Raw genomic sequence first — 25,743 nt, 5'->3', positions numbered from 1 at the left:
AACTGACAGAACGCGAATGTTAGATTATTGCCCCTTTGTTACCGCGCAAACCTCGTGGCATTCTGGTATCTGGAACCGGTGCTAGCAGCCTTCTCTGAGGCCTATGATGGCGATATCGTGATGATCGATAGCACCTGTGTCCGAGTTCACTAGCACGGAGCCACAGGAAAAAAGGTCATGCCAGAGCACGTTAAGATGTAGTGTTAAAATAAATATCCTTCATGTCGTAGGAATCCCAGAAGCTGGAAAATGACGTTAGTTGAAGCGACTGGCGAGTACGATATAATAATTCGGAGCGGTAGCTTAAAACGCGTCGGCATAAATCTGGAAACGCTGTGTGTTAATGGAACAGTCCAGCCTTTGGACGTTGATAATGACATTGTGCCTTTTGGTCCATCATTCGAAGGGGAATATAGTAATTAAAGCCCTGAAATCGAAGAATAGTCCTTTTTAAAAAGAGGATCAATTAAGCAGGTTTATTAACTCACTGATACACAGTCGTGCCTTCTGTTGCTGTGCAAGCAACGCTCCGTTCCCGGATATCAGGCTGGACCTCATTTTTAAACTGATCATACTGATGTATAGCGGTAAAATAAAATCAAGGAGGCCCGCGTGAAGGGGAATAAAGTATTCGCAATGCATCACATCTGGTTGCATGCATTCGTTCTGGTTATCATCTGCATTTCAGAATTGATTGGAATTCGTAAAATACCCATAGGTATTGGCTCTGTTATTTTTCTGCCGATGCTTTATGCATTCGCCATGGGGATCATTCTGAACCCGCATATCCTGAAGGCAGCAGGAAAAGTGCTGAAGTCAGATTCGGTAAAGCTTTCGGGAACGATGATTACCATTGCAATTATGCCGTTTATTGCCAAATTCGGCACAACTGTCGGCCCGCAGATTGACAATATCATTGCTGCCGGTCCTGCTCTCATTTTGCAGGAGATCGGTAATCTCGGAACGATTGCAATCGCTTTCCCTATAGCTGTTTTTCTTTTGCGTATGGGACGTGAAACAATTGGCGCTACCTATTCGATTGATCGTGAGCCTAATCTTGCACTGATTGCTGATAAATATGGTCTCGATAGTCCTGAAGGTGCCGGCGTCATGGGCGTTTATGCAACAGGAACGCTTATCGGGACTTTCGTATTCGCTATCATGCCGCCGCTGGTGCATAGCCTTGGCGTGTTCGATGTACGCGCTTTGGCGATGTCGTGTGGTGTTGGCTCCGGTAGTATGCTTGCCGCTTGTACTGGCGGTTTGGTCAGCGTTTTACCTGATCAGCAAGACCTCATTCTCGCTCTCGCAGCAGCCAGCAATATTCTAACTTATGCCACCGGACTTTATGTAGGTTTGTTTGTGGCGCTGCCGCTTACTGAGTGGCTTTTTAAAAAGTGCCGTCCTGATTTATATCGTGACGCGAAATAAGGGGAGAGGCAGATGACTTCGAAATCAGTGAAAAATACAGTCGATAATCTCACTTTGTCTGTCGAAAGCACAGATGAACGCAAGATCGATATTGTTGAAAATGCGCTGCTGCTCATAATCGCCTGCTTCCTCGGCCTGGTATCCAATTGGGTGGGAACGGGTGTTACGCCAGTGCAGGCTTTGCCAGGAATGGCGGTCCTTTATGGCGCATCTCTGGGTGGTTTGATTATGGCGCGTTATATGCCGTTTTATCTTCCAAGTGTCGCGTGGGTTTCGTTTATCGCTATTGTCATTACAATTCCTGGTGTTCCGATTTCAGAATTTGTTCTGTCGAAAGTAGGCGAGTTGAACTTCCTTGCACTGGCAACACCAGCGCTTGCCTATGGCGGCTTGGCGCTCACACGAAATGAGTTTGAGATTGCTCGCCGCTCGGGTTGGAAAATTGTTATTGTAGCTATATGCGTGATGATTGGCACTTATCTTGGATCGGTTGTGATTGCCGACCTTACGCTGCGTATCACGGGATAAGATATTTTGGTGAGACTGGGTATAATCAGTCTCACCAAATCTACCGGAAGGGTTCAACATGTCTATATTTCTTAATGAGGCCGATATAGCTGAAGCAACAGCGTGGCGGCACGATCTGCATAGGCATCCAGAACTCGCTTTTGAGGAAAATCGGACTGCGACATTCATAGCGGAGAAACTTCGCTTATGGGGTTATGATGTTACGACTGGTTATGCAAAAACGGGCGTGATCGGTCATCTAAGCCGTGGAACATCACGCCGTTCTATCGGTATTCGCGCAGATATGGATGCGTTGCCTATCACTGAAAAAACGGGCGTCGCTTATCTATCCAGGACACCGGGCAAAATGCATGCCTGCGGACATGATGGGCATGTGACAATGGCTCTGGCCGCAGCGAAAGCGATCAGCAAGCTTGATTTTGACGGGACCGTGAACTTGATTTTCCAGCCAGCTGAGGAAAACGAGGGTGGCGGCCGCGACATGGTGAAAGAGGGTCTTTTTAAAGACTTTCCGATGGATGCGGTCTATGGGCTGCATAACTGGCCTGCGCTTGAATTAGGCACATGTGTCGCACGTGATGATGCGATGATGGCGGCTTTTGGAACATTTGAAATCGAGCTGACGGGTAAAGGCGCTCATGGGGCCATGCCCCATGAAGGAGCGGATCCAGTTGTCGCTGCATCACAACTGGTTACAGCACTTCAGACAATAGCAAGCCGCAATGTATCACCATTGGAATCTGCCGTTGTTTCGGTCACGCAAATGCATGGCGGTGATGCGTGGAATATTATACCGGAAACCATGGTTATTCGTGGTACAACCCGTTGGTTCTTGCCTGAAATTGGCAAGATGATAGCCCATCGTATGCAGGTTTTATCTGCATCGATTGCGCAAGGGTTCGGTTGTACAGCGCGGGTTGATTATGAAGAAAGATATCCATCGACGATCAACACGGCCGAAAACGCACGTAAAGTTCGTGAGCTTGCGAAATCTGCGGACCTTGACCTCAAGGTTTTAGATGTGGCCCCAAGCATGGCGGCTGAAGATTTTGCATTCATGCTACAGGAAAAGCCAGGATGTTATTTTTGGCTGGGCAGCAAGCGTGAAGGCGTAAATCCGGGGCTTCATTCACCCTATTACGACTTCAATGATGCTCTTTTACCGATTGGGGCGAATTTCTGGATCAAGCTTGTGCAGAGTGAACTGGCTGCTGCTTGATTTGGTGTTGCAAATTTCGCAACGTGTCTTGATTAAAGATGGTTTCTCGGCAACAAAGAGTCATGGACACACTGGACGCTAAAGAATTACGCTTGTTTATGGCAGTGGTACGGTTTGGTTCGATCCGTGCTGCAGCCGAGCATGTGAATGTTGCACCATCCGTGGTTAGTCGACAGATTGCCGAAACAGAGCGCAATATAGGTCTATCTCTGTTTGAACGAAATGCACGTGGCATGACATTGACTGAGGCAGGTGATCTGGTGCTTGAGCACAGCAGGCGTGTGCTTGAAGAGCATAGTCTGTTGACCGAGCAACTTGGATTTCTAAAAAGTGTTCAGCAAAAACGTGTACGAATTCTGTGCGGCGAAGGGTTCCTTGCAGATGTTTTGCAATATGGCCTTGGCTCTTTCGTCAAGATTTATCCAGATATTCAATATGACTTGCAGCTTGGCGGAACACAAAGCGTGCTGGATGGCATAGCCAATGGCGATGCTGATATAGGAATTGCTTATAATCCATTGATGGATGCCCGCGTTCGTTCGCTGGCGATTTCGAAACAATCGCTTTGTGTTATTACGCCTCCACACCATCCTTTGCTTGAGAAAGACAAGCCTGAGCTGGCTGATTGTGCCGGCTTGCCAAATGCCTTGTTGGGGCCCGGGCATGGGATTACACAACTGGTCACGCGTGTTGCCGCGGATGGCGGTTTTGCTATGGCTCCGCTGGTCGAAACGACATCCATTGATGTTTTGCGGCGTTTTGTGATCGCGGGCCTTGGCATATCATTTTTGCCACGTTTTGCTGTCTCAACTGAGTTGGCGCGACATGCAGTTGCAGTGAGAGAATTGTCAGATCCGTTACTTGCTGAGGCAAGCGCTCATCTCATGGTGCGCGCGCGCCGCAGATTGCCACTTTCAGTCGAAAGGCTAAGCGGTTTTCTTGCCAATAACATGGCAGCATTCAAGTAGATATACCACACACCGTTGCACTGTGTGGGACACTGCGTTGTTTCTAAAATGGCTATGCGCTTGACCGGTTTGGTGCGAGCTTTTCTTCATTCGAAATGTGGTGAGCTTTATGGCTGCACACGAAAAATGGAGATGTGGAATGTCGCAACATGATAAGCCAATAATTGGCGTTGTTGGCCTTGGAAGTATGGGACTTGGCATGGCGCAGACACTTGCTGCGAAAGGCTTCTCTACGCTTGGTTTTGATTTGTCGGCAGAACGCAAAGCATTGGCTGAAAATGTAAATGTAACTCCAGCCGAAACCCTTGATCTCCTTTTTGAAAAAGCTGATTTTCTGGTTTTCTCTCTGCCGACAGCCCGCGATGTTGAAACTGTCGTGAATGCGCATCTGGATAAATTGGCCAGAGATCACGGGCGTGTTGTAATCATCGATACCTCTACGTCCGAGCCGGATGTTAGTCGGGAATTGGCGCAGAAACTTGCTGCACTCGGGCACGGATTTCTTGATGCGCCAGTGAGTGGCGGACCCGCTGGGGCGGCTTCAGGCAAGCTGACGATGATGATTGGTGGAAGTGACACAGATCTGGCGCTTGCTCAACCTGTGATTGAAGCCATGGCTGCAAAAGCATTGCATGTGGGGCCGAGCGGTGCCGGTAATGTTGCAAAGCTTGTTAATAATCTTCTGGCTGCAGCGCATATGATTACGACCAGCGAGGGGCTGAAGCTGGCACTGGCTGCGGGAATAAGCCCAGAGGCAGCGCTGCGTGTTTTGAATGCAGCATCCGGGAAATCCATGATCAGCGAAGTTCATTTTCCGACATGGATTATGAATGATCGTTTTGACAGCGGCTTTTCAATGGGACTGATGCGCAAAGATGTGCGTCTGGCGCAGGAAATGGCGCAACGTACGGGTGCAGAAAACCCGCTCACATCTGTTGTTGCAAAGCTTTGGGCTGGTTCAACGCATCTCGATGATAGCGATGACTTTACCCGGATGGGCGCTTTTCAATCCGATTCATCTAAATAATGAGCCATATCATGACGCAAAAAATTGAAACAAACGCACAGTCGGCACGTATTGCTGAAATATTCCAAAGCTTCTTTCCAAAAGGCGAAATAGGCAGCTTTGTGAATGGTGAAATTCTTATCGGTGGCGGTTCCGAACAGAAGCTGACGGATCCGGCAACTGGTAAAGTATTTGCATCCTTCAATGATGCGGATCAGTCCGTTATCGATGCAGCGATGGATAGTGCTTCACGCGCCCAAAAGGAATGGATGGGGCTAACAGCTTCCGCACGCGGACGCGTGATGAATGAAATTGCCCGACGCATCCGAGAACATGCTCCTCTTATAGCCGAAATCGAGAGCCGTTCGGCTGGGCGACCTATTCGTGACATTCGTGGCGAAGCCGTTCGTGTGGCTGAGATGTTTGAATATTATGCGGGTTGGTGTGATAAACTCTATGGCGATGTCATTCCTGTCCCGAGCAGTCACCTCAATTATACCCGTCATGAGCCAATTGGTGTCGTGACGCAGATTACCCCATGGAATGCGCCTTTGTTTACAGGCGGCTGGCAGATTGCGCCGGCAATCTGTGCAGGCAATGCCGTGGTTATCAAGCCATCAGAATTGACGCCTCTTTCCACGTTGATCCTGGGGTTGATGTGCGAGCAGGGCGGCGCTCCACGCGGCCTCGTCAATGTTATTGCGGGGCAGGGACTGACTGCGGGGCAAGCTGCGGTTTCACATCCGCTTACCGGACTTGTGGTCTTTGTCGGATCGGCTCAGGCTGGGTCAGCAATTGCTGCCACCGCTGCCAGAAATGTTGTGCCTTGTATATTGGAACTTGGTGGCAAGTCAGGCAACATTGTGTTTCCGGATGCCAATATTGATCGGGCGATCATTGGTGCCCAATCGGCTATTTTTAGCGGAGCCGGACAGAGTTGCGTTTCTGGTTCACGATTGCTGGTGCATCGTTCAATCCACCAGGAGTTTGTTGAACGCTACGCCGATGCTGCGAACCATATAGTGGTTGGAAATCCTTATGATGATAACTCGCATATCGGCCCAATCAACAATGCGCGGCAATGGTCAAAAATTGATCAGATGGTGCGTGAAGGGATCGCAGATGGCGCGATGTTGGCGGCAGGCGGAAAAAAGCCAGAATTTCTAGAGGAAACTGGCGGTTATTATTATGCGCCGACAATTCTTGATCAGGTCAAACCGACCATGAACATTGCAAGGGAAGAAGTCTTCGGCCCTGTTGTTGCGGTTATGCCATTTGATGATGAAGCCGAAGCGGTAGCGCTTGCCAATGATAATCCTTATGGCCTTGCAGGTGCTGTCTGGACTGAAAATGTTGCGCGTGCACACCGGGTTGCCGCTAACGTGCGGGCTGGCACCTTCTGGATTAACGGTTACAAGACAATTTCTGTCATGTCTCCGTTTGGCGGCTTTGGCCGTAGTGGCTATGGTCGTTCCAGTGGCAAGGATGCGCTGATGGCTTACACCCAAGCAAAAAGCATTTGGGTCGAAACTGCGGAAAATCCGGCAGTGACATTTGGTTATTCACCTGAAGCCTGATTAAATTTATACAAATAACGGTGCCTTCTGGACGGGCACCAGTTTCTATGAGGCTTTCAATCTGTTTGCTACCGGAGGCTTCGCCTCCGGTTAGTTCAAATCAAAATGATTGTCCCTCTCAATCGATTCCTTGATGGATTTTGATCCGATCACTCAAAGTGAGCGTTCGCCCTCTTGAGCCTGAGAAAAATCGTACAGGATATTGAGTTGCGTTAGTATAATCGTCTGGATTCGCTCCTATTCGGCCGCTACAGACGCAGAATGGAGCAATGGGCGGATTGGCAGACCAAGATTGCCGCGTAATGTATTTGCCTCATATTTCGTACGGAACAGCCCACGACGTCTAAGTTCTGGAACCACAAGGTCTATGAAATCGGTCAGACCGCCGGGCTTGATCGGTGACATGACGTTGAAACCGTCGGCACCGTAATTCTGGAAGCGTTCTTCGAGCAGATCAGCGACCTGCGTTGGCGTGCCCACCACCTGCCAATGGCCGCGCGCACCTGCAATGCGCTTGTAAAGCTGGCGGATCGTCAGGTTTTCGCGTCGCGCCAACTTGTAAAGCAATTCCTGCCGGCTCTTGCCGCCATTGGTTTCTGGCAAGTCAGGGACCGGACCATCTAATGGCCATGATGAAAGGTCGGTGCCAATCATGCCGGAAAGCAAGTCCAGCCCGACTTCCGGCTGGATCAGTTCCTGCAACTGTTCAAATTTCTCTTCAGCTTCCGAAAGTGTGGGGGCGACGACTGGGAAGATACCGGGCAGGACCTTCAATTCATCTGCCGAGCGGCCATAACGCGCCAGCCTGCCTTTGAGATCGGCATAGAATTTGACCGAATCTTCCAGTGTCACTTCGGCGGCGAATACCGCTTCCGCCGTGCGTGCTGCAAGTTCTTTGCCGGGTTCCGAAGCACCTGCCTGCACGATGACCGGCCGGCCTTGCGGCGAGCGGGGAATGTTGAGCGGCCCACGTATCTTGAAATGCTTGCCGTTGTGGTTCAGTACACGGAGCTTTTCGGGGTCGAAATAGCGCCCGCTTTCCCTGTCACGCAAAAAGGCATCATCATCGAAACTGTCCCACAGTCCTGTTACCACATCGGCAAATTCCTGCGCACGCTCGTAGCGATCAGCGTGGACGATTGGCGCACCATGACCAAAATTAAAGGCCGATTCCGGCTCGCCAGAGGTTACAAGATTCCATCCCGCGCGGCCCTTTGACAGGCGATCCAGCGACAGAAACTGTCTTGCCAGATTGTAAGGGTCGGAAAAACTGGTCGAAGCCGTGGCGATGAGGCCTATATTGCTGGTGACGGCGGCAAGGGCCGAGAGCAATGTGAGCGGCTCGAAAGGGGTTACGCCACTATGCGCCTTGCGGCTTGCCGCCTCGACATTACGCAGTCGCACGCTCACGCCGTCGGCGAGGAACAGACCATCGAATTTTGCGGCCTCTGCGATACGTGCAAGTCCGATATAATCTTCCAGTTCCACATTGGTCCAGGCTGCAGGGTGTCGCCATGCAGCGACATGATGACCGGTGAAATAAAGAAATGCATTGAGTCTGATTTGTTCGCCGCGTCTCGACATGGCAAAACCTCCGGGATTGTCAGTTGATCTTGTTTGCACCGACTAGGCGCAAGCTGTTGAGGCCTGCGACCTTGGCGCGGCTCTCTGCGTCGAGGCCCGCGGCAGACAGTGCTTTTTCGACTTTAGGGCTGATGGGGCCGTCGCTTATGATCGGCCAGTCGCTGCCTGCGACTACATTATCGGGGCCGAGTATCTCAACAAAGGGGCGGATCAGGGCCGGATCGAACCCCATCGTATCGACATGCACATGCTTGCGCAGAATCTTGCGAACATCGGAGCGCTGGCTGAATTCCTCACCAAATGCCGAAGGAAGGATGATCCCGCTTGCGGCCAGCGCCGTGACCACAACTTTGAGATTGTCGAGTTCATCGAAAACGCCGCCTTCGATGAGAGCGACAAGGGCCGCAGCATTGATAGTGCCGCGTGCCAGAAGCGTGCCCAAACGGCCATAGGGCGCAAGCTGCGACGTCAGCGGTTGCGGATTGACAGGATGCAAGAAGACGACGACGCCAAGTTCGGCTGCTGCCTGAAGCACGGGTCGAGCCTGAGGTGCATCAATCAGCAGATCACCTTTGGCACTATCCACGAATACGCCGCGCAGGCCAAGTTCCGATACTGCACGATGCAATTCACGTGCCCCTGCTTCCCCCGACCAGGCATCAACGCTGGCAAGCGCATGAATGCGACCTTGATGCCTTGCAGAGAGTTCTGCCAATTGGTCGTTAATGCGGCGATAGGCATCCGCTTGTGCATCGGGAGCAAACAGGGCTGTGGGTGCATTGACCACACGTCCGGCAATGTCGCCCTCACGAATGCTTTCAAGCAGTGCCGCTTCATCGACAATGCGACGATGGATGGCGTTCCAGTGCTGATTGTGTTGCGTGCTGCCGCTTGGTTGCGGCAATTCCCATCCTGATGGAACGAAATGGCTGTGAAAATCAATGACCCGAAGCGATGATGTCGTCATGGATGTTCCCTTCCGGGCTTTGAACTGTCGGATGATGCATCATTCTTGTCGAGTGCCGCGGAGAGTATGTCGAGTTCCTTGCAACCCTTGGGGCACAGAAGCTTCAGCAATTGGACATTGGCTTGCGCGGCTTCCAGATCACCTGTCTTGATATAAAGTTCGCCCTGATATTCGATTGCCGCCCTATGGGTCGGATCGTAGTAGAGCGCTTCTTTGTACCAGCGACCTGCTTCATCATAACGGCCAATGTTACGCAGGCTGAAGCCCAGCAGATTATAGAGATCGGCATGTTTGACGCTCTTCGACAGATCAAGCAGTGCGGCAATGGCCGGTTTATAATCGCCGGAATAAATCTGAGCCCGGATCTGCGACAGATCGGGCAAATCTGTAGATGGTGGCGTGTCTATTGCTTGTGCCGGGGCGCTCAGGCCGGTTGCAAGGAAAAGGGCCATCGCGATTGTCGGGAACAGGCGCATGGAATATCCCTTCATCAGGCGGCATCGGCATGATTGCGGGCATGAACATATTCCCCCATATGTTCCAGAACCTGTCGTTTCAGATCGACAAATTCATGGCTGGCACGGTCACGTGGCAAGGGTAGATCGACTTCCAACTCCTTCACGATCCGGCCGGGGCCGCTATTCATCACCACGACGCGATTGCTGAGATAAATCGCCTCGTCGACATCATGGGTGACGAGGATCATCGTTACTTTTTCCACTTCCCAAATGCGGAGAAGTTCCTTTTGCAGCCGTACGCGCGTTAACGCATCAAGTGCGCCGAGCGGTTCATCGAGAAGCAGAATTTCCGGGCGGGTAACGAGACCGCGTGCGATTGCGGCCCGTTGCGCCATACCGCCCGAAAGCTGATGTGGAAAGGATTTCTCAAAACCCTTTAGACCGACCAGTCCGATATGTTCGGTCACGGTCTTCTTTTTTTCCGCTTCCGACAATGGGGCGTTTTCCAGCGCAAGGCTGACATTCTGCTCCAGCGTCAGCTAGGGTAACAGCCTGTGGTCCTGAAAGACGATGCCGCGGTTGAGGCTTGTGCCGGAAACAGGGTTGCCATCGAGTAGAATGTCGCCCTGGAAATCGGCGTCAAGACCTATGATCAACCGTAGCAATGTTGATTTTCCGCAACCGGAAGGACCTACGAGACTGATGAATTCACCCGGTTCGACCTTGAGATCGACATTGTGGAGCACTTCAAGCCGTCTACCCTCGACGTCGTAGTGTTTCTTGACTTTGTGAATATCGAGGCTGCCGCATTGTACCATGATCTTGTCCTTGAATTATCGATAAAAGGGGCAGGCTTCAGCCTTCAAATCCCTGTTTCCAGCGCAGTACATAGCGCTGCAGTGCGAGCATGAGGCGATCGATGGAAAAGCCGACAAAACCGATGATGATCATGCAGACAACGAGTTGATCCGTCATCAAAAGGCCTTGCGCACGGAAGATCAGATAGCCGATCCCTTCCAGGCCGCTAAGACCCTCAGCCACTACGACCAGTGCCCAGGCAACACCGGCTGAATATCGAAGGCTGACCATAATTGAGGGTACGGCGGCTGGCAGTATAACTTTTCGTACCAACTGCCAGCGCGTCAATGTCAGGACGTCTGCAAGTTCGATATAGCGTTTTTCGACGTCACGTATGCCCTGCAGTGTATTGAGAAACACCGGAAAGAAAACCGATTTTGCAATGACCAGAATTTTGGCCGGCGCACCAATGCCTAACCACAATACGATCAGCGGCAGCCATGCAATCCCCGGAATATGGCGGACCGTATCGAAGGTCGGTCCAAAAAACTGCTCGACCCGGCGCGACAGTCCTGCTGCAATGCCAAGCGCGACTGCAACGACCGCGCCATAGATGAAGGCCTGACTGACAATCGAGATAGAAAAGAGAAAATCGATGTGCAGATTCTGGCGTGTTGCCATTTTCCAAAAGGCCTCGACCGTGGTCCATGGCGAGGGTAGGAATACCGGTTGAATCCATTTCTGCGACGAGGCCGTTTGCCACAGGATAAGCAATGTGACAGGCAGGATCAGACCGATGACATTGGCGCCGCTGAAGAACCTTGTAAGCTTCGTTACAAAGGAGGTGCGGCGACCGATCGGCGGTGTATCGGCAAGTATATTGGTTGTGCTCATGGATATCATTTCCTGCCGGGTAAAAGGGCCGGGTAAAAGGAAAGAGGTCGCTCCAACGGTGTGGAAGCGGCCTCATTAAACAATTAGTAGATTGAATATTCACCACCGGCAAAGAAACGCCCATCAACGAATTCGTCGATCTGTTTCTCGCTCAAGCCGCGCTCCACCAGGATGTCGTCGCCATTGGCAATATACCAGGCCTGGAACTCCTTGATGTTCTTGCGTGCGGCATCAGCATTATGCTCGCCAGCCATGAATTCAAATGTCGAAGGATCAGTGATCTGGAACTTGGCGATTTCGACAGGAACGCGGGTGCCCTCTGCGATAATTTCAGCCGCTTCATCAATATTCGCATAAATCCATTTCTTGGTGCGTTCATGGGCAAGGAGAAATGCGCGGATGGCTTCCGGATATTCATCGACGAATTCGCGTTTGGCGAAATAGGAGACCCGCCCGGCGCCATTGACATAGACGCCATCATTTGGGGAGCGCCCGACGATCTTGACTTCGCCGGAAAGCCACAGGGCTGCGGCATTGTTGACGGCCAGATGTGCTGCGGTGGCGTCGATTGCGCCGCTCAGAAGTGCTGCATTGACGGCTGCCGAATTGTCGATGGACTGATAACGGACACGACCTTTTTGAAGCCGTGAATCAAGCGGCAACCCTGCTTTGTTGAGGATTTCGAATGGCGAAGTGAAATAGCAACTGATACGGCTGGAGGCAAAAATCTTGCCATCAAGATCCTCTACATTATTGATAGAGGTGTCATTGACGCGTGCCAGAATGGGCGTTCGATACTCATCGGATGGTTCGGATAGCCAGACGATGACGGCATCAAGACCATTGGCCTTATGCACGGTTGCCGGATAGACCATGCGCTGTGCAACGGCGATGGCGCCATTATCAACCGCTGCCGATTCCGCCCCGATCAGCTCCGCTGCACCGGAAGCGATGAGATTGACGCGGGAAATGCCGACCTTGTCATATTCTTCTTTCAGTATACCGAGCTTCTCGGCGACCACTGTCCACGGGCGTAGTTGCAGGTTGATAAATGGCAGTGGTTCTTTTGCACTTTCTGCAAGCGATGCATTCGCACCCATCGTGATGCCCGATACTGTGATAATGGCACCAAGAAGGGCGTTGCGAGCCTGCTTGATCAGGTTCTTTTTCATGTCAATCTCCGGTAAAGGGCGCTGTAAATGATTTCTCACTTTTACAGAGGGGAAGAATAAACATGGAGAAAATATTTCTATCAATGGCGGAAACTTTTCTTTGCTTTTGTAGAAGTTTGCTATTTTACTTAAAATAATGGTTTATTTTTTCTCTCTCTGGCAGATTACTCGAAATCAATTCGACGTTTTGATCATTGCAAAGATCGCCTCGCGATAAAAAAGAAATTCTTTCGCTTCACACAAATCATTCTTTCTTCAAAACCTGATCGAAGCCCTATTAGGGTTAGGGAAGGCATATGAAAGGAATGTCGGGAATATGCGCCGAAATTATCTCTATGCCCTGCTTGTCGTCTTCGCCACTGTGGCCTGCATTCAGGCTAAGGCATCAGGATTCTTGCTATCGGAATCGCAGCAATTGCGTATCGGAGTGGCCTATGTAACGCCTGAACCCCGTTCGACGGAATTCAGGGTCTATACCGAAGACGGATTTGAGCAGGAAATCGGTCGTGAACTTGCCCGCTCGCTCGGCCTGCAACCGATTTTCGTGCAGGTCACTCCCAGTGGGAGAAAAGAGCTGCTGGAAAAAGGCGGTGTCGATGTGATTGTAGAGCGAAAGGCGACCGATAATCTCATCAAGGAGAAGAATATCATCGAAGCCGGTTTTCGTTCACCCCTATCGGTGGCAATGCGTAGCGATACAAATATTCGCACATGGGACGATCTCGCCGGGCGCGTAGTCTGTGTTTCTGAAGCGGGCTTTAACGAGCAGAGAATAGCCACTCATCATGGCGCGATATTGAAAATTCAACGCGCACCGGCGCTGTCACTGATGCTTGTGCGCACTGGCGAATGTGATGCCGCATTGCATGATGCCGAACTGCTGGCCATGCTTTTTGCGGATAGGAACTGGCACAAATTTTCCGCCACGCTGCCACCCGTTGAAACGTCATCTCTGGTGGTAGAGGTGGCAGAGAACCCTGAGCTGCAAGTCAAAGTGCAGTCGGCATTGGCTTTGCTTGCTCGCGAAGAGCTTTGGCAGGCACGACGCGCGCGCTGGGCGCGCAATGTTTCTTTTGAAGTCTATCTTGAACAGGATGCACCCGATTGTCACTGATAAAACCAATTTTTGCCTTGCTGTCAGCTTTTTGGCTCACTTTGGCATTGCCTGTTTCAACTCACGCCCAAGGGGCGGATATTGGCGGCGAGTTCCGGCTGACAAATATCGAGGGCCAGCCATTTGGCAGTGAGAACCTTAAAGGCAAGCCCTATGCGCTTTTTTTTGGGTTCACCCATTGCCCGGAAGTCTGCCCGACAACGCTTTCCGAGATTGCCTTCAGCTTGCAAGAGCTGGGGAGCGACGCAGACAGGCTGACCACGGTTTTTGTCACTGTGGATCCTGAGCGCGATACAGCGGAAACGCTGAAAGAATATCTCGGTTTTTTTGATAAGCGCATCGTCGGATTGCGCGGAACACCAGAGGAGATTGCATCGGTGGCACGCGCCTTTCGCGCGACTTACAAAAAAGTTGCGCTGACAGATGGCGACTACACGGTTGATCATACCGCCGTTATCTACCTCATTGACGGCGAGGGGACTTTCTTTGACAAGATTGATTATCGCGAGACCTCGGATGTCCAGCTTGAAAAATACCGTCGCCTGATAGAAGCCGATCGAGTTGGCGGCGAAAACTGACAGAAGGGAGAATGACGATGAGACTTTATCTTCGGTCAGTCCTATTCTTGTTAACGTTTGCCGCGGTTTTGCAGGCAGCTCAGGCACATGAAACGCAGCATGCTGATCATCAAAATCATAAAGGCCATAAAAATTATGTGACAGATGGCGAACAGGCGGATCAGATAAATATTGTTATCAGTCGTCCATGGCTGCTGGAAACGCCACCCGGAGTCAGTACGGGGGGAGGCTATGTCACGCTGTTCAACCGGAGCGGAGAACCGGATCGGCTCATTGCAGCCCATTCCGCGAAGGCAGGTCATATCGAAATTCATGAAATGAAAGTGACTGACGGTGTAATGACCATGCGTTTGCTGGATGAAGGTATTGCGCTGCCGGCAGGTGCAAGCGTTGATCTGCAACCCGGCGGCAAGCATCTCATGCTTTTCAATTTGGATGCCCCGCTTAAGGTCGGGGATAAGGTGAGAATCAAGCTGGTTTTTGAGAGAGCAGGGGCGATAACGACTGTTTTCGATATTAAACCACACCTGACAGAACATGGACGCAAAATGCAGCATGGCAGCGATAACAACCATCACGGCCATTAAAGCGTGCCGCATTTTATCCAATTCGGAAGACGCGCTTTAAGCTTTTGTTTTCACGCATGTCTTTATCCCAAAACCGGTTCCCACTTTTGGGGGACATGCTCTAAGACAAGTCCTGCCCGTTGGCTCGGCATTGCATTTATATTTGGTACTGTAATGTTGTCGCTTCAAGGCGCGACACCTCCGGCTGCTATGAGTGGGGACTTTGCCGGATCGGCTGCATCTTTGCACAAACAGCAACTTGGCGAACAATTATTCAGTGATCGCGCCTTGTCGGCCAAAGGCGACCTTGCATGCATAGATTGTCACCGGCCCGATCATGGATGGAGCGATCCCTTGATCCGTAAGGGCCGTAATGCACCTTCCTTGTTCGGTGTTGCACATCGCCGTCTCTGGTCATGGGACGGGAGCAAGACCGATCTCGAAGTCCAGCTTCTTGCACCATTGATTGACCCTCAGGAAATGGCCAATAAGGACATTGATTCACTTTTGAGGAAATTGAGTGCCGACAAGGATTATGCAGCCGCATTCCGTTCGGTTTATGGTTCTGTTGCAGTCAAGGCACATCATGTTGGGGATGCATTGCGTGCTTTCATAAGTCGGCTTGACGAACCGTCTCGTTTCGACAGATTCACCAATGGAGAACGTGACATATTAACGGATCACGAACTGATGGGTATGCGGGTTTTCTTTGACAAGGCCGGATGCGGCACTTGCCATTCCGGCCCTTTATTGAGTGATGACGGCTTTCATAATCTTGGTCTTTCAGCATTTGGAGAACCATCTCAGGACCTTGGCCGTTATAACATCACTGGCAATGAAGACGATGTCGGACGTTTCCGCACACCATCGCTCCGGCATGTATCCCGCACCGCACCCTATATGCATACGGGCCATTTCAAGACGCTTGAAAGCGTGGTCAATTTCTATATGCGCGGTGGTGGTGACGTCTGGCTGCGCAACGAAACAGAAGCAAATGAACCGCTGCGTCGTGCCGCGGCGAGGATTTCCCCCCATATCCGGCCACTCGATCTCGAAGATGACGAGCGCGAGGCACTGATTGCTTTTTTGCATACATTGTAACAGGTGTCGTCATATCGATTTTATGAAGATTAGATATTTGTGCCTGAAGCTGTCCGGCAAATGAAATATCCGCTTCTTCAAGGTCGATGAAAGGGCAACTATGTCTCTCGCATGCGACCTGCCTATACGTTCAAATAGATATATGAACGGGAATTATTCATTCGAACGATCACGCATGATAAGGCCAACACTCGCGCGATTGCCGCCGCTGACTGCGATGCGTGCTTTCGTTGTGAGCGCAAAGCATCTGAGCTTTACTGCTGCAGCTGATGAATTGCATGTTACCTCGGCGGCGATCGGGCAGCAGGTGCGTCTGCTTGAAGATCATCTTGGAACGCCACTGTTTCATCGCAACCGTGGTCAGCTAGAATTGACTGACAAGGGGCGACAGTTGGCGCCTGGACTTTCCGAGGCTTTCATCACAATGATCGAAACCATTGCGACATTGTCAGAAGTTGACAGACCCGCCGTGGTGCGTGTTTCAGTCTCTCCGTCATTTGCCAGCAAATGGCTGGTGCCACGACTTGACGCATTGCGTAAGGCTGCACCCAATGTGCAGGTTTTGCTGGAAGCGACCACTCAACTTGTCGATCTGGAATCCGAAGATATCGATTGTGTCATTCGTTATGGGGCGGACATGACGCCGGATCTGGTGGCTGATCCGATTTTTGCCGAAGCTATAGCGCCGATTTGCAGCCCAGATTTCGCGCGTCGGTACGGGCTTGGGTGTGACACCATCTCGCTTGATGATGTGCCATTGATCCATGAAAGCGGACCGGAGCATGATAAAAGCTGCCCGGACTGGAACGATTGGCTTAGAAGTGAGGGAATGCGGATAAAAAATGATGAAGGCGGCATTCGCATGAACATGTCTTCGCTGGCGATTGATGCGGCGCTGGCGGGGCACGGGCTGGCTCTTGGCAAATTACGCCTCTGCGAGGCTGATCTTGCCGCAGGACGCTTGGTAGTGCCATTCGGCACCCCGCGCCCGGTAGGGTTTTCCTATTATTTCGCCACCCTTCCATATAAGGCGAAGCTGTCTCCTGTTGATTTGTTTCGCTCCTGGCTGCGTAGTCAGGCGATCATGTTGTCCGATACAGGGCTATCTACACCTTCACAGCACGGCAACGCTGCGCTGCATATTGGCGGCTTGCAACCGACTTCCGCTATTCGGCCGCAACTGGCGTCGCCTGATCTCTGAGCAGTTGTTCCGAAAGTGCGATGGCTTGCGACAGTTGCTCGGGGATCGAGCTGGATTCCCACGCCACGCCGCGTAATGGATGGCCGATAGCGTAAAGTCCCGGCACAATATGACCATCGCTATCGATCACCTTGCCATCCCGCGTTGCGTCGATACCATAGCCGGTGGCATGCGGGCGCACTAAGCCTTGTTCCAGCAAGCGGCGGACAAATGGATCATCGATGCGCCGCCAGTCGTGTTCTTGATGCCCGCGACAATCAACAATAGCATCGAAACGCGCCGTTTCTTCACGGCCGTCGGTTCGCCAGCGTATATGCGCTACAAAACGCTCGCCATCGTGACTAAGACCGAGAACGCGTCCGGCGGCGCTTGAAAAGCGGCCTTCACTTTCAGCCTTTTCGGTCCAGATACGTGATGCACCGGCAGCCTGATGAAGCGTGACGTCCCACAATGAACGCAGATGACGCGTAAAGCGCAGACGCTCTGTTATTGAAGCACGCTGCCAAAGCGTTGCAAGTCGTGGGCGCAGGTGAGGGAGCAGGCTGCGCCAATCACCACCTTCCAGTTCAATGGCACGCCGTTCCCGGTTTACGCATCGCAACAATTCCAGTGTGGTGGTCGGCAATGCGTCATCATTGAGAAAATCAGGGCGCTCCGGCGGCTCGCTCCGCCGCGCCTCCACCAGATGCCCGCGTCGCGAGATCGCACTGTAGCGGCCTTTATATCCCCGGTTCTCAAGGCTGGCGACCACATCGACCATGCTGAGACTGGTGCCGATCAGCAATATGTCGCGTGCATTCTTAATCCGGTCTAATGCCGCAGGATCCCAAGGATTTATGACGAAACGTGGATGGCCTGTTATTTCCGCTTCTTGTGCACGGGGGCGGGCCTTGAATACACCCAATGCAAGTATTGCCTCATTTGCGGTTAAAGCTGAACCATCTTCAAGCACCACTTCAAGCCTGTCGCCGTCGCGCACCACATTCGCAGCACGCCCGCGTATATGACGAAATTTCACGCCACGTGAGGACGCTATAGCGATAGCCCGTGCCAATTCTTCGCCGACATAGCTGCCATAAAGCCAGCGTGGTGCGCAGGTTTGGGAAAAGCCCCCCGGCTGGCTTGGAAAATCTCCGGCATTGCGCTCGAACCAGCGGCTGAAATGCTCGGGATCTTCGGGATGAAGCGAAAAGTGGTTCGCCGGAGCATTGACGAGATGCACTTCTTCCGTCGTGTTATAGGCCACGCCGCGTCCGAGATCCTGCGCCGGTTCTATAATGGTGATATCAAGCGGTTCCATGGCATGACTGATTAGTTTTAGAGCCGCAACCGCACCGGCAAAACCGCCACCTATGATAATGATCGAACGGGTGGGCAAATTTCTGTGACTCATTTTGTTATCCTGAGGAAAGCGGCAGAAGCAGCCGGAATACATGAAGAGATTACTTACCCTAGGCGTGCGGCTGGTGGTGACAAAACACTAAAATCTTTCAGTGCATTAAAGGATATTTTGTTTGTGGCACATTGCAGCCGGATTGCACGTCCAGCCCTCAGGATAGGGGCAATAAGTATGACAAAAATTCACGTTGCTCTTTAGATATAGAATATCATTGCTATTGAAAGAGAGCCGAACTGTTAGCCTGCTTTCATGATCGGGAGGCAAATATGACTGACAGGAAATTGACATCGACCGTCCATCTTGAAATCCGCAACGTCAGCGGCTTGACGTAGGCTTAGATATAATTATTAGGGAAAATTCATCTTACGGGCAGGGCATTTGAGGGAATCAGCCTAAGCAAAGCCGAAAATAAGCTCATCGACCAACATATCAAGTTTGTCAGGCTGACTCATGTCGCCAAGGCTTATCCGTACTGTCTTTTTAGCCCTATAGCTTAGCGCATCAATATGGATTGCGTGTACACACTAACCGGAATTCGTCAATATGTGAGTAGGTGCATTCTATTTCAGGTTCTTTGCACTGGATAACTCATTGTTATAAAATTCGAGATCGCATAAGGTATCTTATGGAACTTAAACCTAAGGTTCTCGATCCAAATGCTCAACGTCATTATGATAATTGGAGAACAGTTTTGATAATAAGAAATATGATACTATTGAAACTGAAAATGCGTTTCAGCAATTGTTTCAGGCCGTGAGAAGATAGGCTGCAAAATCAGATTTTTGAAACTCATCACCTTCAACAGAAACACGATTGCGGCCGCGTTTCTTTACCCGCATAAGAGCCATATCTGCACGTTGTATTGAATCCCAAAGATCGTTATTCTCACGCACCATAGCAACACCAAAACTGCACGTCATCCGGCGCCCTTTTGGCAGGCTTGTAAAGCTTTTACGGGCAACAATACGACAAAGATGCCTGGCAAGCTTCTCAGCATCATCCGCATCATTCTGTACGAGAATAACGAACTCTTCTCCTCCTATGCGTGCAATCACGCTGTCATTTGTAACGGTAGAGCGTAATGTTGCAGCAAATTCATTTAAAACCTGATCGCCCACTGCATGACCAAGTTCATCATTAATAAGTTTAAAATGATCAAGGTCACCAATTATGACTGCAAAAGGTGGCCTATTGGCCAGACTGAGGTGTTGACAAGCATAGCGTTCCAAGCCCCTCCGATTGAAAAGGCCCGTCAAAGGGTCGATATCCCGCTCCAGCTGTAACTCTTTGATAACATCGAAAGTTGCAACAACCAATATGACAAGTCCGGCAATCACCCCTGCAAAGGCTCCGGATATCATGACGCCCTGCCAATAGGCAGAACGGATAAGATCTGCCGGATTTGAAATGTTCGTAGAAAGCTGTGCCGCGACAATCGATTGTGCAAAAAACTGAACACTGAGCAATGCTACAGTACTCCAAAGCAGGCGTTCAACCCAGCTTTGATCCATGAGTGCGCGAGACTGTATTCAAAGAACGGCAAATAATAAGCCTAACGCAATATGCACGCTCGGAGCAATCCAAACATATCCAAGGTCATAACCAATGAAACAGATCATTGCGCCAGCCAGACCCAAGCCTACCAGACCGGCCATAATACGAGAATAGTGTGCTCCCATCCGCATCATAACACCTTCGCACAGCAGCACACCACCAAGATAGTAAAAGGTGGTTGCTATTGGAGATGTCAGACTAAGACTATTAGATAAAAGCGATATAGGTACCAGAAGCGCTATCGCAAAACATAAAAAGCCAAGACCAAACAAAAGGACATGCCTGCGCTTCGTGTCGAGTGTCCATACGCTCAACATCGTGGCCGAAAACAGCAGCACTACCAATGGTGGAACAAACTTCACAACCCGGCCCCAAGTCAGCTTAATAAATATTTATAGAAATTCTTAATAGAACCTTATCTTGAATGATAAACCACTTATAAAGTCAAGATAAATTTTAAGTATTTTGACCTCACCAGGACTTCGCAATTTTTTATTGTTACATAAGCAAAGTCTAATAATAAATAAGAAACAATATCGTCATCACGGGCGCTCATGCTGAGCATGTGATGGATTGCATAATTCCGAAAGGGAGTTTTCCACAGATGATTTTCAGCCAGAAGCCAGCCGCCCGTTAATCGAAGCTGACCGATTGTGTATATTACTTCATGAAACTCTAATGCGAAAAGCGTCTCAGGGACGGAGCCTGACGTTAATTCCTGTTATCAAGCCTATTAATATCTTGGTTGCATGGCAATGAAATGACATTTATCCCTACGGCCCTTAATGCGGAGACACGATATGCGCCATCAGTTCGACCTTTTTGCCCCACCCTCACTGGATCGGGAGAAACAGGTAGAGCCGCGCCCTGCCCGCATTAAAACCGGAAAAACAGCAGCCATTGATGAAGCGCAGATGATAGAACGCCTCAAAGACAGTGGGCGCTATCGTATTTTAAGACGGCTTGATCCGCCACCAACAGTACCGGATGCCGATAAGACCACCTACCCCCGGCTCGGTGTTATTGTGGACACAGAAACAACCGGTTTGAATGCAGCACAAGATGAAATCATCGAGATTGGTGCTGTCGCCTTTCGTTATGCCGATAACGGTTCAATCGGAGACGTTTGTGCGACCTTCGGAGCATTGCAGGAGCCATCAAAACCGATACCGGCTGACATAACCCGTATAACAGGTATCACTGACGAAATGGTTGCCGGGCAGATGATCCCGCGTGCCAAACTTGAAGCGCTTATTTCTGAAGCTGATATTATCATTGCACATAATGCGGGTTTTGACCGTCCATTTCTGGAACGTTTCTCACCGGTTTTCGAGAGCAAGCCATGGGCATGTTCGGTCAAAGAGATAAATTGGGCAGCCCGTGGTTTTGAAGGCGCCAAGCTTGGCTATCTCATTGGCCAGAGCGGTTATTTTCACAATGGTCATCGCGCAGAGGATGATTGCCAGGCATTGCTCGCAGTGCTGAGGGAACAATCTGGCAAAACGACACCATTTGAAGAACTTCTGAAAGAGAGCCAAAAATCACGTCTGCGCATTTACGCAGAGAACAGTCCTTTTGAAATGAAAGACAAGCTGAAAGAGCGCCGTTACCGCTGGTCTGATGGCAGTGACGGGCGTCCAAAATCATGGTGGACAGAGGTCGGCGAAGATGAACTTGATGCCGAACTCAAATATCTTCGTACAGAGATTTATACTTGGCGCGACGCTGAACCATTGATTCAGAAGGTTACTGCCGTTGATCGTTATAAAGAGCGTGCAGTCCTTAGACCCAAATAAATAAATGCTTTTTTCTTTTATTCTGGCGCCCTGATAGCTGAATTAAATCCTTGCGGACGTTTACGGCGTTCCGAAAATGGCTTTGGAACGGCTGCAACCAGTGCTTGTGTATATTCATGTTGCGGGTGATCAAATACATCACTGGTCGCTCCCTGCTCGACGATGTTACCTTGATAAATCACCGCGACTCTATCAGTAATTGCCCGTATGACACCAAGGTCATGACTGATGAAAAGATAGGAAAGACCAAATTTTTCCTGCAGGTCCATCATAAGATTAAGAACCTGCGCCTGAATGGAAACATCAAGCGCTGAAACTGGTTCGTCGGCAACGATTAATGCCGGTCTGGTAATCAGAGCACGAGCGATGGCGATGCGCTGGCGTTGCCCACCGGAAAATTCATGCGGATATTTTCCCGCAGCCGTTGATGGAAGACCAACCGCTTCCAGCACTTCCATCACGCGCTCTTCGCGTTGCTTGCTGTTTGCCCTGCCCTCCAGCGAAACAATCGGCTCAGAAATAATCCGCCTGACTGTATGGCGCGGATCGAGCGAACCATAGGGATCCTGAAAGATCGCCTGAAAACTTTTACGAGCCTCAAGCAAAGCTGAAGGGGCGAGAGCATAAATATCCTGGCCATTGATAAGAATTTGGCCAGACTGTGGACGTTCCAGTCCCATCACTGCACGGGCCAGAGTGGATTTCCCTGAGCCGCTCTCACCAACAATACCGAGACTTTGGCCCGCTTCGATCTCAAGGCTGACACCGTGGAGAACCCGTAGCGAACGTGGTTTTGACAGCAATGACGGGCGGGGAAGCTGATATTCACGCACGACATTGCGAAGCTGTAAAATCGCCCTGCTCATAGCATAACCTCATCATTGCATGGATGCAGGCATGCACTACGGTGTTCGATGCCTTTGTTTTCACCAATGAGATCGAGTGGTGGAATAAACTGGCGACAATCATTTTCAACGAATGTGCAACGATCAGCAAAGCTGCAATAAGGCGGACGTGCCAGCGGGTCTGGCACAACGCCTGGAATGGCTGCAAGCCGCTGCCGTGGTTTTGAATGTTCGCGAAGCAGATGAATGCCATGGGGGGAAGCCTGAAAAAGCCCCCGTGTATAAGGATGCGCCATGCGTCCAAGCACAGCTTCTGTTGATCCGGTTTCAACGATACGGCCTGAATACATGACAGCAATACGATCAGTCATTTCCGATACCACGCCAAGATCATGGGTAATGAGCATTAACGCCATTCCGCTCTCAGCGATCAGTTCATCGATAAGATCAAGTATCTGAGCCTGAACAATGACATCGAGTGCCGTTGTTGGCTCGTCAGCAATCAACAGATCAGGCTCGCAGGCAATTGCTATGGCGATCAATACGCGCTGGCGCTGCCCGCCGGAAAGCTGATGGGGATATAGATCCAGATTAAACTGCGGCGCAGGCAATCCCACGCGATCCAGCAAATCACGCGCTTTGCGCTCTGCATCGCTACGGTTTTCGCCAAGGTGCAGACGGCGACCTTCGGCAATCTGTGCACCAATGGTTTTAATTGGATTAAGGGCAGTCATCGGCTCCTGAAAGATCATTGCCATACGACGACCGCGCAATTTGCAAAGCTCAGTTTCTGACTTTTTTGCCAGATCCTGACCATCAAAGCGCAACATGCCTTGCACACGCATCCGGTCAGGTAACAAGCCCATGGCAGCAAGTGCAGTAATCGACTTGCCGCTGCCAGATTCACCAACAATGCCCAAGCGTTCACCACGATCAAGAGTGAGCGTCATGTCAGAAACAATATCCGCAAAACGCTCACCAAAAGGCAATTTGACGGACATATTGCCCATTTCAAGCAAAGGAGCGATCATCTAAGCCTCCTCACCCGCGGGTCAAGCACGTCTCGCAAACCGTCACCAAGCAGGTTAAGGCCAAGAACCGCAATTGTGATAGCAAGGCCCGGGAAGATCGCCAGCCACGGCGCATCATAAATAAAGGTCTGGGCATCGTTGAGCATTTTGCCCCAACTGGGCATTGGCGGCTGCGTACCCAATCCGACATAGGAGAGGCCTGCCTCAGCGACAATGGCCAGCGCAAACTGAATTGTCGCCTGTACGATCAATACATGGTTGATGTTTGGCAGCACATGCAACAGCGTAATCGCAATATCGCCTCGCCCTGCACATCGTGCGGCCAGTACATATTCACGCTTCCATAGAGCAAGGGATGCACCACGTGTGACACGGGCGAAAACCGGAATATTGAAAATTCCAATAGCAATCATGGCGTTGACTGTGCCGGGGCCGAATAGTGCGGTAATGATAACAGCGCTTAACAATGCCGGAAATGCAAAGGCCAGATCGGTCATGCGCATGATTAAACCATCGATAAAGCCGCCCCGCGCAGCAGCAAAGGCTCCGAAGGGAATGCCGATACCCGCACCGACCAGTACCGCGATGATCGATACGGCAATGGAATTTCGAGCGCCAACCATAATCATGGAAAATACATCACGACCAAAATTATCGGTACCGAATAGATGATTGATATTCGGCCCCTGCAATTTGTCGCGGAAGACCATTGCTGTGGGTGAATAAGGCGTCCAGAAGCAGGAGATTACAGCCATAGCCACTAAAATAGCGGTTATGAGAGAGCCAATCACAAGGCTGCGACTGAGGAAATACGACCGAAGGCGGCTTGGCTTTGCGGCTTTGCCAACCTCGCTCATCGGTTCCCCCCTGCCAAAAGGCGCGGGTCGATAAATCCATAGACGAGGTCGACAATGAAATTAACAATAATCACAGAGGCTGCAAGCAGCGTCACCAGCGACTGTACTGTCACAAGATCACGCTGGGCAATTGCCTGAAACAACAGCCGTCCAAGGCCGGGAAGATTGAAGACATTTTCGATGATGATCGTTCCCGCCAGCAAAAATGAAAATTGCAGGCCAATAATAGTAACCACCGGGATGAGCGCATTGGGAACCGCATGGTGCCATAATGCAGCCTTGCGTGAGAGACCTTTGGCGCGAGCAGTACGCACGAAATCCTCTCCCAGTGTTTCAATGACTGCGGATCGTGTTACTCGGGCCAGAATTGCTGCAAGCGGCAAGGCAAGAGCCAATGCCGGTAAAAACAGCGAACGCATACCATTCCAGAAGCCGCTTTCCCAACCTGCAAACCCGGAAGCAGGAAACCAGCCCAGTTGTAATGCAAACAACAGGATCAATAATAGACCAAGCCAGAAATTCGGAATAGCGACCCCCACCTGCGCCACCCCCATGGACAGCACATCGCCTGTCTTTCCTCGTCGGGAGGCTGCATAAACGCCAACCGGAATAGCTATTGCAACCGAAAGCATCATGGAGAGAAGTGCAAGTGGTAATGTTACCATGATGCGCGGTCCAAGCAATTCGCTGATCGGCACCGAATAGGTGTAACTCGTGCCGAAATTGCCCTTCAGAAAACCTGCAATCCATGAAAGGTACCGCCACCAAACCGGCTGATCGAGACCAAGTTGTTTTTGGACTGCTGCAAGCGTTTCAGGTTGCGCATTAATGCCAAGAATGACTGCGGCAGGGTCTCCGGGCAGCACCTGCATCAACAAGAAGACGATAACGGAGGCCGCAAGTGTTGTGAGCAGGAGCGAAACCACTCGCCCGGAAATATAAGCCAACAAGGCGACCTCCTGGTGTCCTGACCTAAGCGCAATTCCGAAAAGTTTCTCGACTTTTCGGGCTGCATTGTGCGTCCTGTTACATTTGTAGACTGCACAGCCATTCGTGTTGTTTTCCGTCCCTTCGCGAAGACGCTCAGGGACGGAAATTT

Annotated in this window: 22 protein-coding genes and 2 pseudogenes; 12 read left to right on the top strand and 12 right to left on the bottom strand. The window is 50.8% G+C overall.

Features of this window, described 5'->3' with window-relative positions:
- The first annotated feature begins 636 nt into the window (after positions 1 to 636).
- The 6 genes from FHY56_RS01060 (at position 637) to FHY56_RS01035 (ending at position 6,729) form a co-directional block, all read left to right on the top strand.
- Positions 637 to 1,431, top strand: coding sequence for a DUF3100 domain-containing protein (locus FHY56_RS01060; protein ID WP_140903537.1), 795 nt, complete (start codon positions 637 to 639; stop codon positions 1,429 to 1,431).
- Positions 1,432 to 1,443: 12 nt separating this feature from the next.
- Positions 1,444 to 1,959 (top strand): hypothetical protein, encoded by a 516-nt coding sequence (locus tag FHY56_RS01055; protein ID WP_140903325.1) that lies wholly within the window; start codon positions 1,444 to 1,446, stop codon positions 1,957 to 1,959.
- 58 nt (positions 1,960 to 2,017) lie between these two features.
- Positions 2,018 to 3,178, top strand: a complete 1,161-nt coding sequence (locus tag FHY56_RS01050) for a M20 aminoacylase family protein (RefSeq protein WP_140903324.1) — start codon at positions 2,018 to 2,020, stop codon at positions 3,176 to 3,178.
- A 62-nt stretch (positions 3,179 to 3,240) separates the two neighbouring features.
- Positions 3,241 to 4,146: a LysR family transcriptional regulator gene (locus FHY56_RS01045; protein WP_140903323.1), complete on the top strand. Its 906-nt coding sequence runs from the start codon at positions 3,241 to 3,243 to the stop codon at positions 4,144 to 4,146.
- A gap of 139 nt (positions 4,147 to 4,285) precedes the next feature.
- Positions 4,286 to 5,173, top strand: a complete 888-nt coding sequence (locus FHY56_RS01040) for an NAD(P)-dependent oxidoreductase (RefSeq protein WP_140903322.1) — start codon at positions 4,286 to 4,288, stop codon at positions 5,171 to 5,173.
- 11 nt (positions 5,174 to 5,184) lie between these two features.
- The gene (locus FHY56_RS01035) at positions 5,185 to 6,729 is read left to right on the top strand and encodes an aldehyde dehydrogenase family protein (RefSeq protein ID WP_140903321.1); all 1,545 of its coding nucleotides are present in this window, start codon (positions 5,185 to 5,187) and stop codon (positions 6,727 to 6,729) included.
- A 237-nt stretch (positions 6,730 to 6,966) separates the two neighbouring features.
- Here the strand turns inward: FHY56_RS01035 and FHY56_RS01030 are convergent, their stop codons facing one another.
- From FHY56_RS01030 to FHY56_RS01005, 6 genes and pseudogenes are all read right to left on the bottom strand, one after another.
- The gene (locus FHY56_RS01030; protein ID WP_140903320.1) at positions 6,967 to 8,313 is read right to left on the bottom strand and encodes an LLM class flavin-dependent oxidoreductase; all 1,347 of its coding nucleotides are present in this window, start codon (positions 8,311 to 8,313) and stop codon (positions 6,967 to 6,969) included.
- A gap of 19 nt (positions 8,314 to 8,332) precedes the next feature.
- Positions 8,333 to 9,280, bottom strand: coding sequence for an amidohydrolase family protein (locus tag FHY56_RS01025; protein ID WP_140903319.1), 948 nt, complete (start codon positions 9,278 to 9,280; stop codon positions 8,333 to 8,335).
- Positions 9,277 to 9,756, bottom strand: a complete 480-nt coding sequence (locus tag FHY56_RS01020) for a tetratricopeptide repeat protein (RefSeq protein WP_140903536.1) — start codon at positions 9,754 to 9,756, stop codon at positions 9,277 to 9,279. The genes FHY56_RS01025 and FHY56_RS01020 overlap by 4 nt, the downstream gene beginning before the upstream one ends.
- A 14-nt stretch (positions 9,757 to 9,770) precedes the next feature.
- A pseudogene (locus tag FHY56_RS01015) lies at positions 9,771 to 10,556 on the bottom strand (ABC transporter ATP-binding protein).
- A 37-nt stretch (positions 10,557 to 10,593) separates the two neighbouring features.
- Positions 10,594 to 11,430, bottom strand: a complete 837-nt coding sequence (locus FHY56_RS01010; protein ID WP_140903318.1) for an ABC transporter permease — start codon at positions 11,428 to 11,430, stop codon at positions 10,594 to 10,596.
- Positions 11,431 to 11,513: 83 nt separating this feature from the next.
- A complete protein-coding gene (locus FHY56_RS01005; protein WP_140903317.1) occupies positions 11,514 to 12,602 on the bottom strand; it encodes an ABC transporter substrate-binding protein in 1,089 nt (362 codons plus the stop codon).
- A gap of 316 nt (positions 12,603 to 12,918) precedes the next feature.
- On the opposite strand from FHY56_RS01005, the gene FHY56_RS01000 reads away from it, so the two are divergent.
- The 5 genes from FHY56_RS01000 (at position 12,919) to FHY56_RS00980 (ending at position 17,162) form a co-directional block, all read left to right on the top strand.
- Positions 12,919 to 13,716, top strand: a complete 798-nt coding sequence (locus FHY56_RS01000) for a substrate-binding periplasmic protein (RefSeq protein WP_140903316.1) — start codon at positions 12,919 to 12,921, stop codon at positions 13,714 to 13,716.
- Complete coding sequence (locus FHY56_RS00995) at positions 13,707 to 14,294, top strand: SCO family protein (RefSeq protein WP_140903315.1); 588 nt, start codon at positions 13,707 to 13,709, stop codon at positions 14,292 to 14,294. The genes FHY56_RS01000 and FHY56_RS00995 overlap by 10 nt, the downstream gene beginning before the upstream one ends.
- Positions 14,295 to 14,305: 11 nt before the next feature.
- The gene (locus tag FHY56_RS18325; protein WP_140903314.1) at positions 14,306 to 14,881 is read left to right on the top strand and encodes a copper chaperone PCu(A)C; all 576 of its coding nucleotides are present in this window, start codon (positions 14,306 to 14,308) and stop codon (positions 14,879 to 14,881) included.
- A gap of 153 nt (positions 14,882 to 15,034) precedes the next feature.
- Entirely contained in the window at positions 15,035 to 15,961 is a 927-nt protein-coding gene (locus FHY56_RS00985) for a cytochrome-c peroxidase (protein WP_140903313.1), read from the top strand.
- Positions 15,962 to 16,136: 175 nt separating this feature from the next.
- A complete protein-coding gene (locus FHY56_RS00980) occupies positions 16,137 to 17,162 on the top strand; it encodes a LysR substrate-binding domain-containing protein (RefSeq protein WP_235889389.1) in 1,026 nt (341 codons plus the stop codon).
- On the opposite strand, the gene FHY56_RS00975 is transcribed toward FHY56_RS00980, so the two are convergent.
- Together FHY56_RS00975 and FHY56_RS00970 are read right to left on the bottom strand one after the other, a co-directional pair.
- Positions 17,128 to 18,555, bottom strand: a complete 1,428-nt coding sequence (locus FHY56_RS00975; protein ID WP_140903311.1) for an FAD/NAD(P)-binding protein — start codon at positions 18,553 to 18,555, stop codon at positions 17,128 to 17,130. The genes FHY56_RS00980 and FHY56_RS00975 overlap by 35 nt on opposite strands.
- Before the next feature lie 752 nt (positions 18,556 to 19,307).
- Positions 19,308 to 20,477, bottom strand: a pseudogene (locus FHY56_RS00970) (GGDEF domain-containing protein).
- A gap of 438 nt (positions 20,478 to 20,915) precedes the next feature.
- On the opposite strand from FHY56_RS00970, the gene FHY56_RS00965 reads away from it, so the two are divergent.
- On the top strand, positions 20,916 to 21,911 hold the full coding sequence (locus tag FHY56_RS00965; RefSeq protein ID WP_140903310.1) for a 3'-5' exonuclease: 996 nt from the start codon (positions 20,916 to 20,918) through the stop codon (positions 21,909 to 21,911).
- Positions 21,912 to 21,928: 17 nt separating this feature from the next.
- Here FHY56_RS00965 and FHY56_RS00960 read toward each other — a convergent pair whose 3' ends face one another.
- From FHY56_RS00960 to FHY56_RS00945, 4 genes are read right to left on the bottom strand one after another with little or no spacing between them, the layout of a single operon-like run.
- Positions 21,929 to 22,777 carry an ATP-binding cassette domain-containing protein gene (locus FHY56_RS00960; protein ID WP_140903309.1) on the bottom strand — a complete coding sequence of 283 codons (849 nt, stop codon included), beginning with the start codon at positions 22,775 to 22,777 and terminating at the stop codon, positions 21,929 to 21,931.
- Positions 22,774 to 23,787: an ABC transporter ATP-binding protein gene (locus tag FHY56_RS00955; RefSeq protein ID WP_140903308.1), complete on the bottom strand. Its 1,014-nt coding sequence runs from the start codon at positions 23,785 to 23,787 to the stop codon at positions 22,774 to 22,776. Before FHY56_RS00955 ends, FHY56_RS00960 begins: the two co-directional genes overlap by 4 nt.
- Positions 23,784 to 24,644, bottom strand: a complete 861-nt coding sequence (locus FHY56_RS00950) for an ABC transporter permease (protein WP_140903307.1) — start codon at positions 24,642 to 24,644, stop codon at positions 23,784 to 23,786. Before FHY56_RS00950 ends, FHY56_RS00955 begins: the two co-directional genes overlap by 4 nt.
- Positions 24,641 to 25,594 (bottom strand): ABC transporter permease, encoded by a 954-nt coding sequence (locus FHY56_RS00945; protein WP_140903306.1) that lies wholly within the window; start codon positions 25,592 to 25,594, stop codon positions 24,641 to 24,643. The genes FHY56_RS00950 and FHY56_RS00945 overlap by 4 nt, the downstream gene beginning before the upstream one ends.
- Between the last annotated feature and the right edge of the window lie 149 nt (positions 25,595 to 25,743).

The organism is Brucella gallinifaecis (assembly GCF_006476605.1).
GTDB classification, from domain to species: domain Bacteria; phylum Pseudomonadota; class Alphaproteobacteria; order Rhizobiales; family Rhizobiaceae; genus Brucella; species Brucella gallinifaecis.
This window is presented reverse-complemented; position numbering and strand designations above follow the sequence as displayed.

Coding starts and splice junctions, on each gene's coding strand:
- FHY56_RS01060 (WP_140903537.1), top strand. CDS start 637: ATGCATCACATCTGGTTGCATGCATTCGTTCTGGTTATCATCTGCATT.
- FHY56_RS01055 (WP_140903325.1), top strand. CDS start 1,444: ATGACTTCGAAATCAGTGAAAAATACAGTCGATAATCTCACTTTGTCT.
- FHY56_RS01050 (WP_140903324.1), top strand. CDS start 2,018: ATGTCTATATTTCTTAATGAGGCCGATATAGCTGAAGCAACAGCGTGG.
- FHY56_RS01045 (WP_140903323.1), top strand. CDS start 3,241: ATGGACACACTGGACGCTAAAGAATTACGCTTGTTTATGGCAGTGGTA.
- FHY56_RS01040 (WP_140903322.1), top strand. CDS start 4,286: ATGTCGCAACATGATAAGCCAATAATTGGCGTTGTTGGCCTTGGAAGT.
- FHY56_RS01035 (WP_140903321.1), top strand. CDS start 5,185: ATGACGCAAAAAATTGAAACAAACGCACAGTCGGCACGTATTGCTGAA.
- FHY56_RS01030 (WP_140903320.1), bottom strand. CDS start 8,313: ATGTCGAGACGCGGCGAACAAATCAGACTCAATGCATTTCTTTATTTC.
- FHY56_RS01025 (WP_140903319.1), bottom strand. CDS start 9,280: ATGACGACATCATCGCTTCGGGTCATTGATTTTCACAGCCATTTCGTT.
- FHY56_RS01020 (WP_140903536.1), bottom strand. CDS start 9,756: ATGCGCCTGTTCCCGACAATCGCGATGGCCCTTTTCCTTGCAACCGGC.
- FHY56_RS01010 (WP_140903318.1), bottom strand. CDS start 11,430: ATGAGCACAACCAATATACTTGCCGATACACCGCCGATCGGTCGCCGC.
- FHY56_RS01005 (WP_140903317.1), bottom strand. CDS start 12,602: ATGAAAAAGAACCTGATCAAGCAGGCTCGCAACGCCCTTCTTGGTGCC.
- FHY56_RS01000 (WP_140903316.1), top strand. CDS start 12,919: ATGCGCCGAAATTATCTCTATGCCCTGCTTGTCGTCTTCGCCACTGTG.
- FHY56_RS18325 (WP_140903314.1), top strand. CDS start 14,306: ATGACGATGAGACTTTATCTTCGGTCAGTCCTATTCTTGTTAACGTTT.
- FHY56_RS00985 (WP_140903313.1), top strand. CDS start 15,035: ATGTTGTCGCTTCAAGGCGCGACACCTCCGGCTGCTATGAGTGGGGAC.
- FHY56_RS00980 (WP_235889389.1), top strand. CDS start 16,137: ATGATAAGGCCAACACTCGCGCGATTGCCGCCGCTGACTGCGATGCGT.
- FHY56_RS00975 (WP_140903311.1), bottom strand. CDS start 18,555: ATGAGTCACAGAAATTTGCCCACCCGTTCGATCATTATCATAGGTGGC.
- FHY56_RS00965 (WP_140903310.1), top strand. CDS start 20,916: ATGCGCCATCAGTTCGACCTTTTTGCCCCACCCTCACTGGATCGGGAG.
- FHY56_RS00960 (WP_140903309.1), bottom strand. CDS start 22,777: ATGAGCAGGGCGATTTTACAGCTTCGCAATGTCGTGCGTGAATATCAG.
- FHY56_RS00955 (WP_140903308.1), bottom strand. CDS start 23,787: ATGATCGCTCCTTTGCTTGAAATGGGCAATATGTCCGTCAAATTGCCT.
- FHY56_RS00950 (WP_140903307.1), bottom strand. CDS start 24,644: ATGAGCGAGGTTGGCAAAGCCGCAAAGCCAAGCCGCCTTCGGTCGTAT.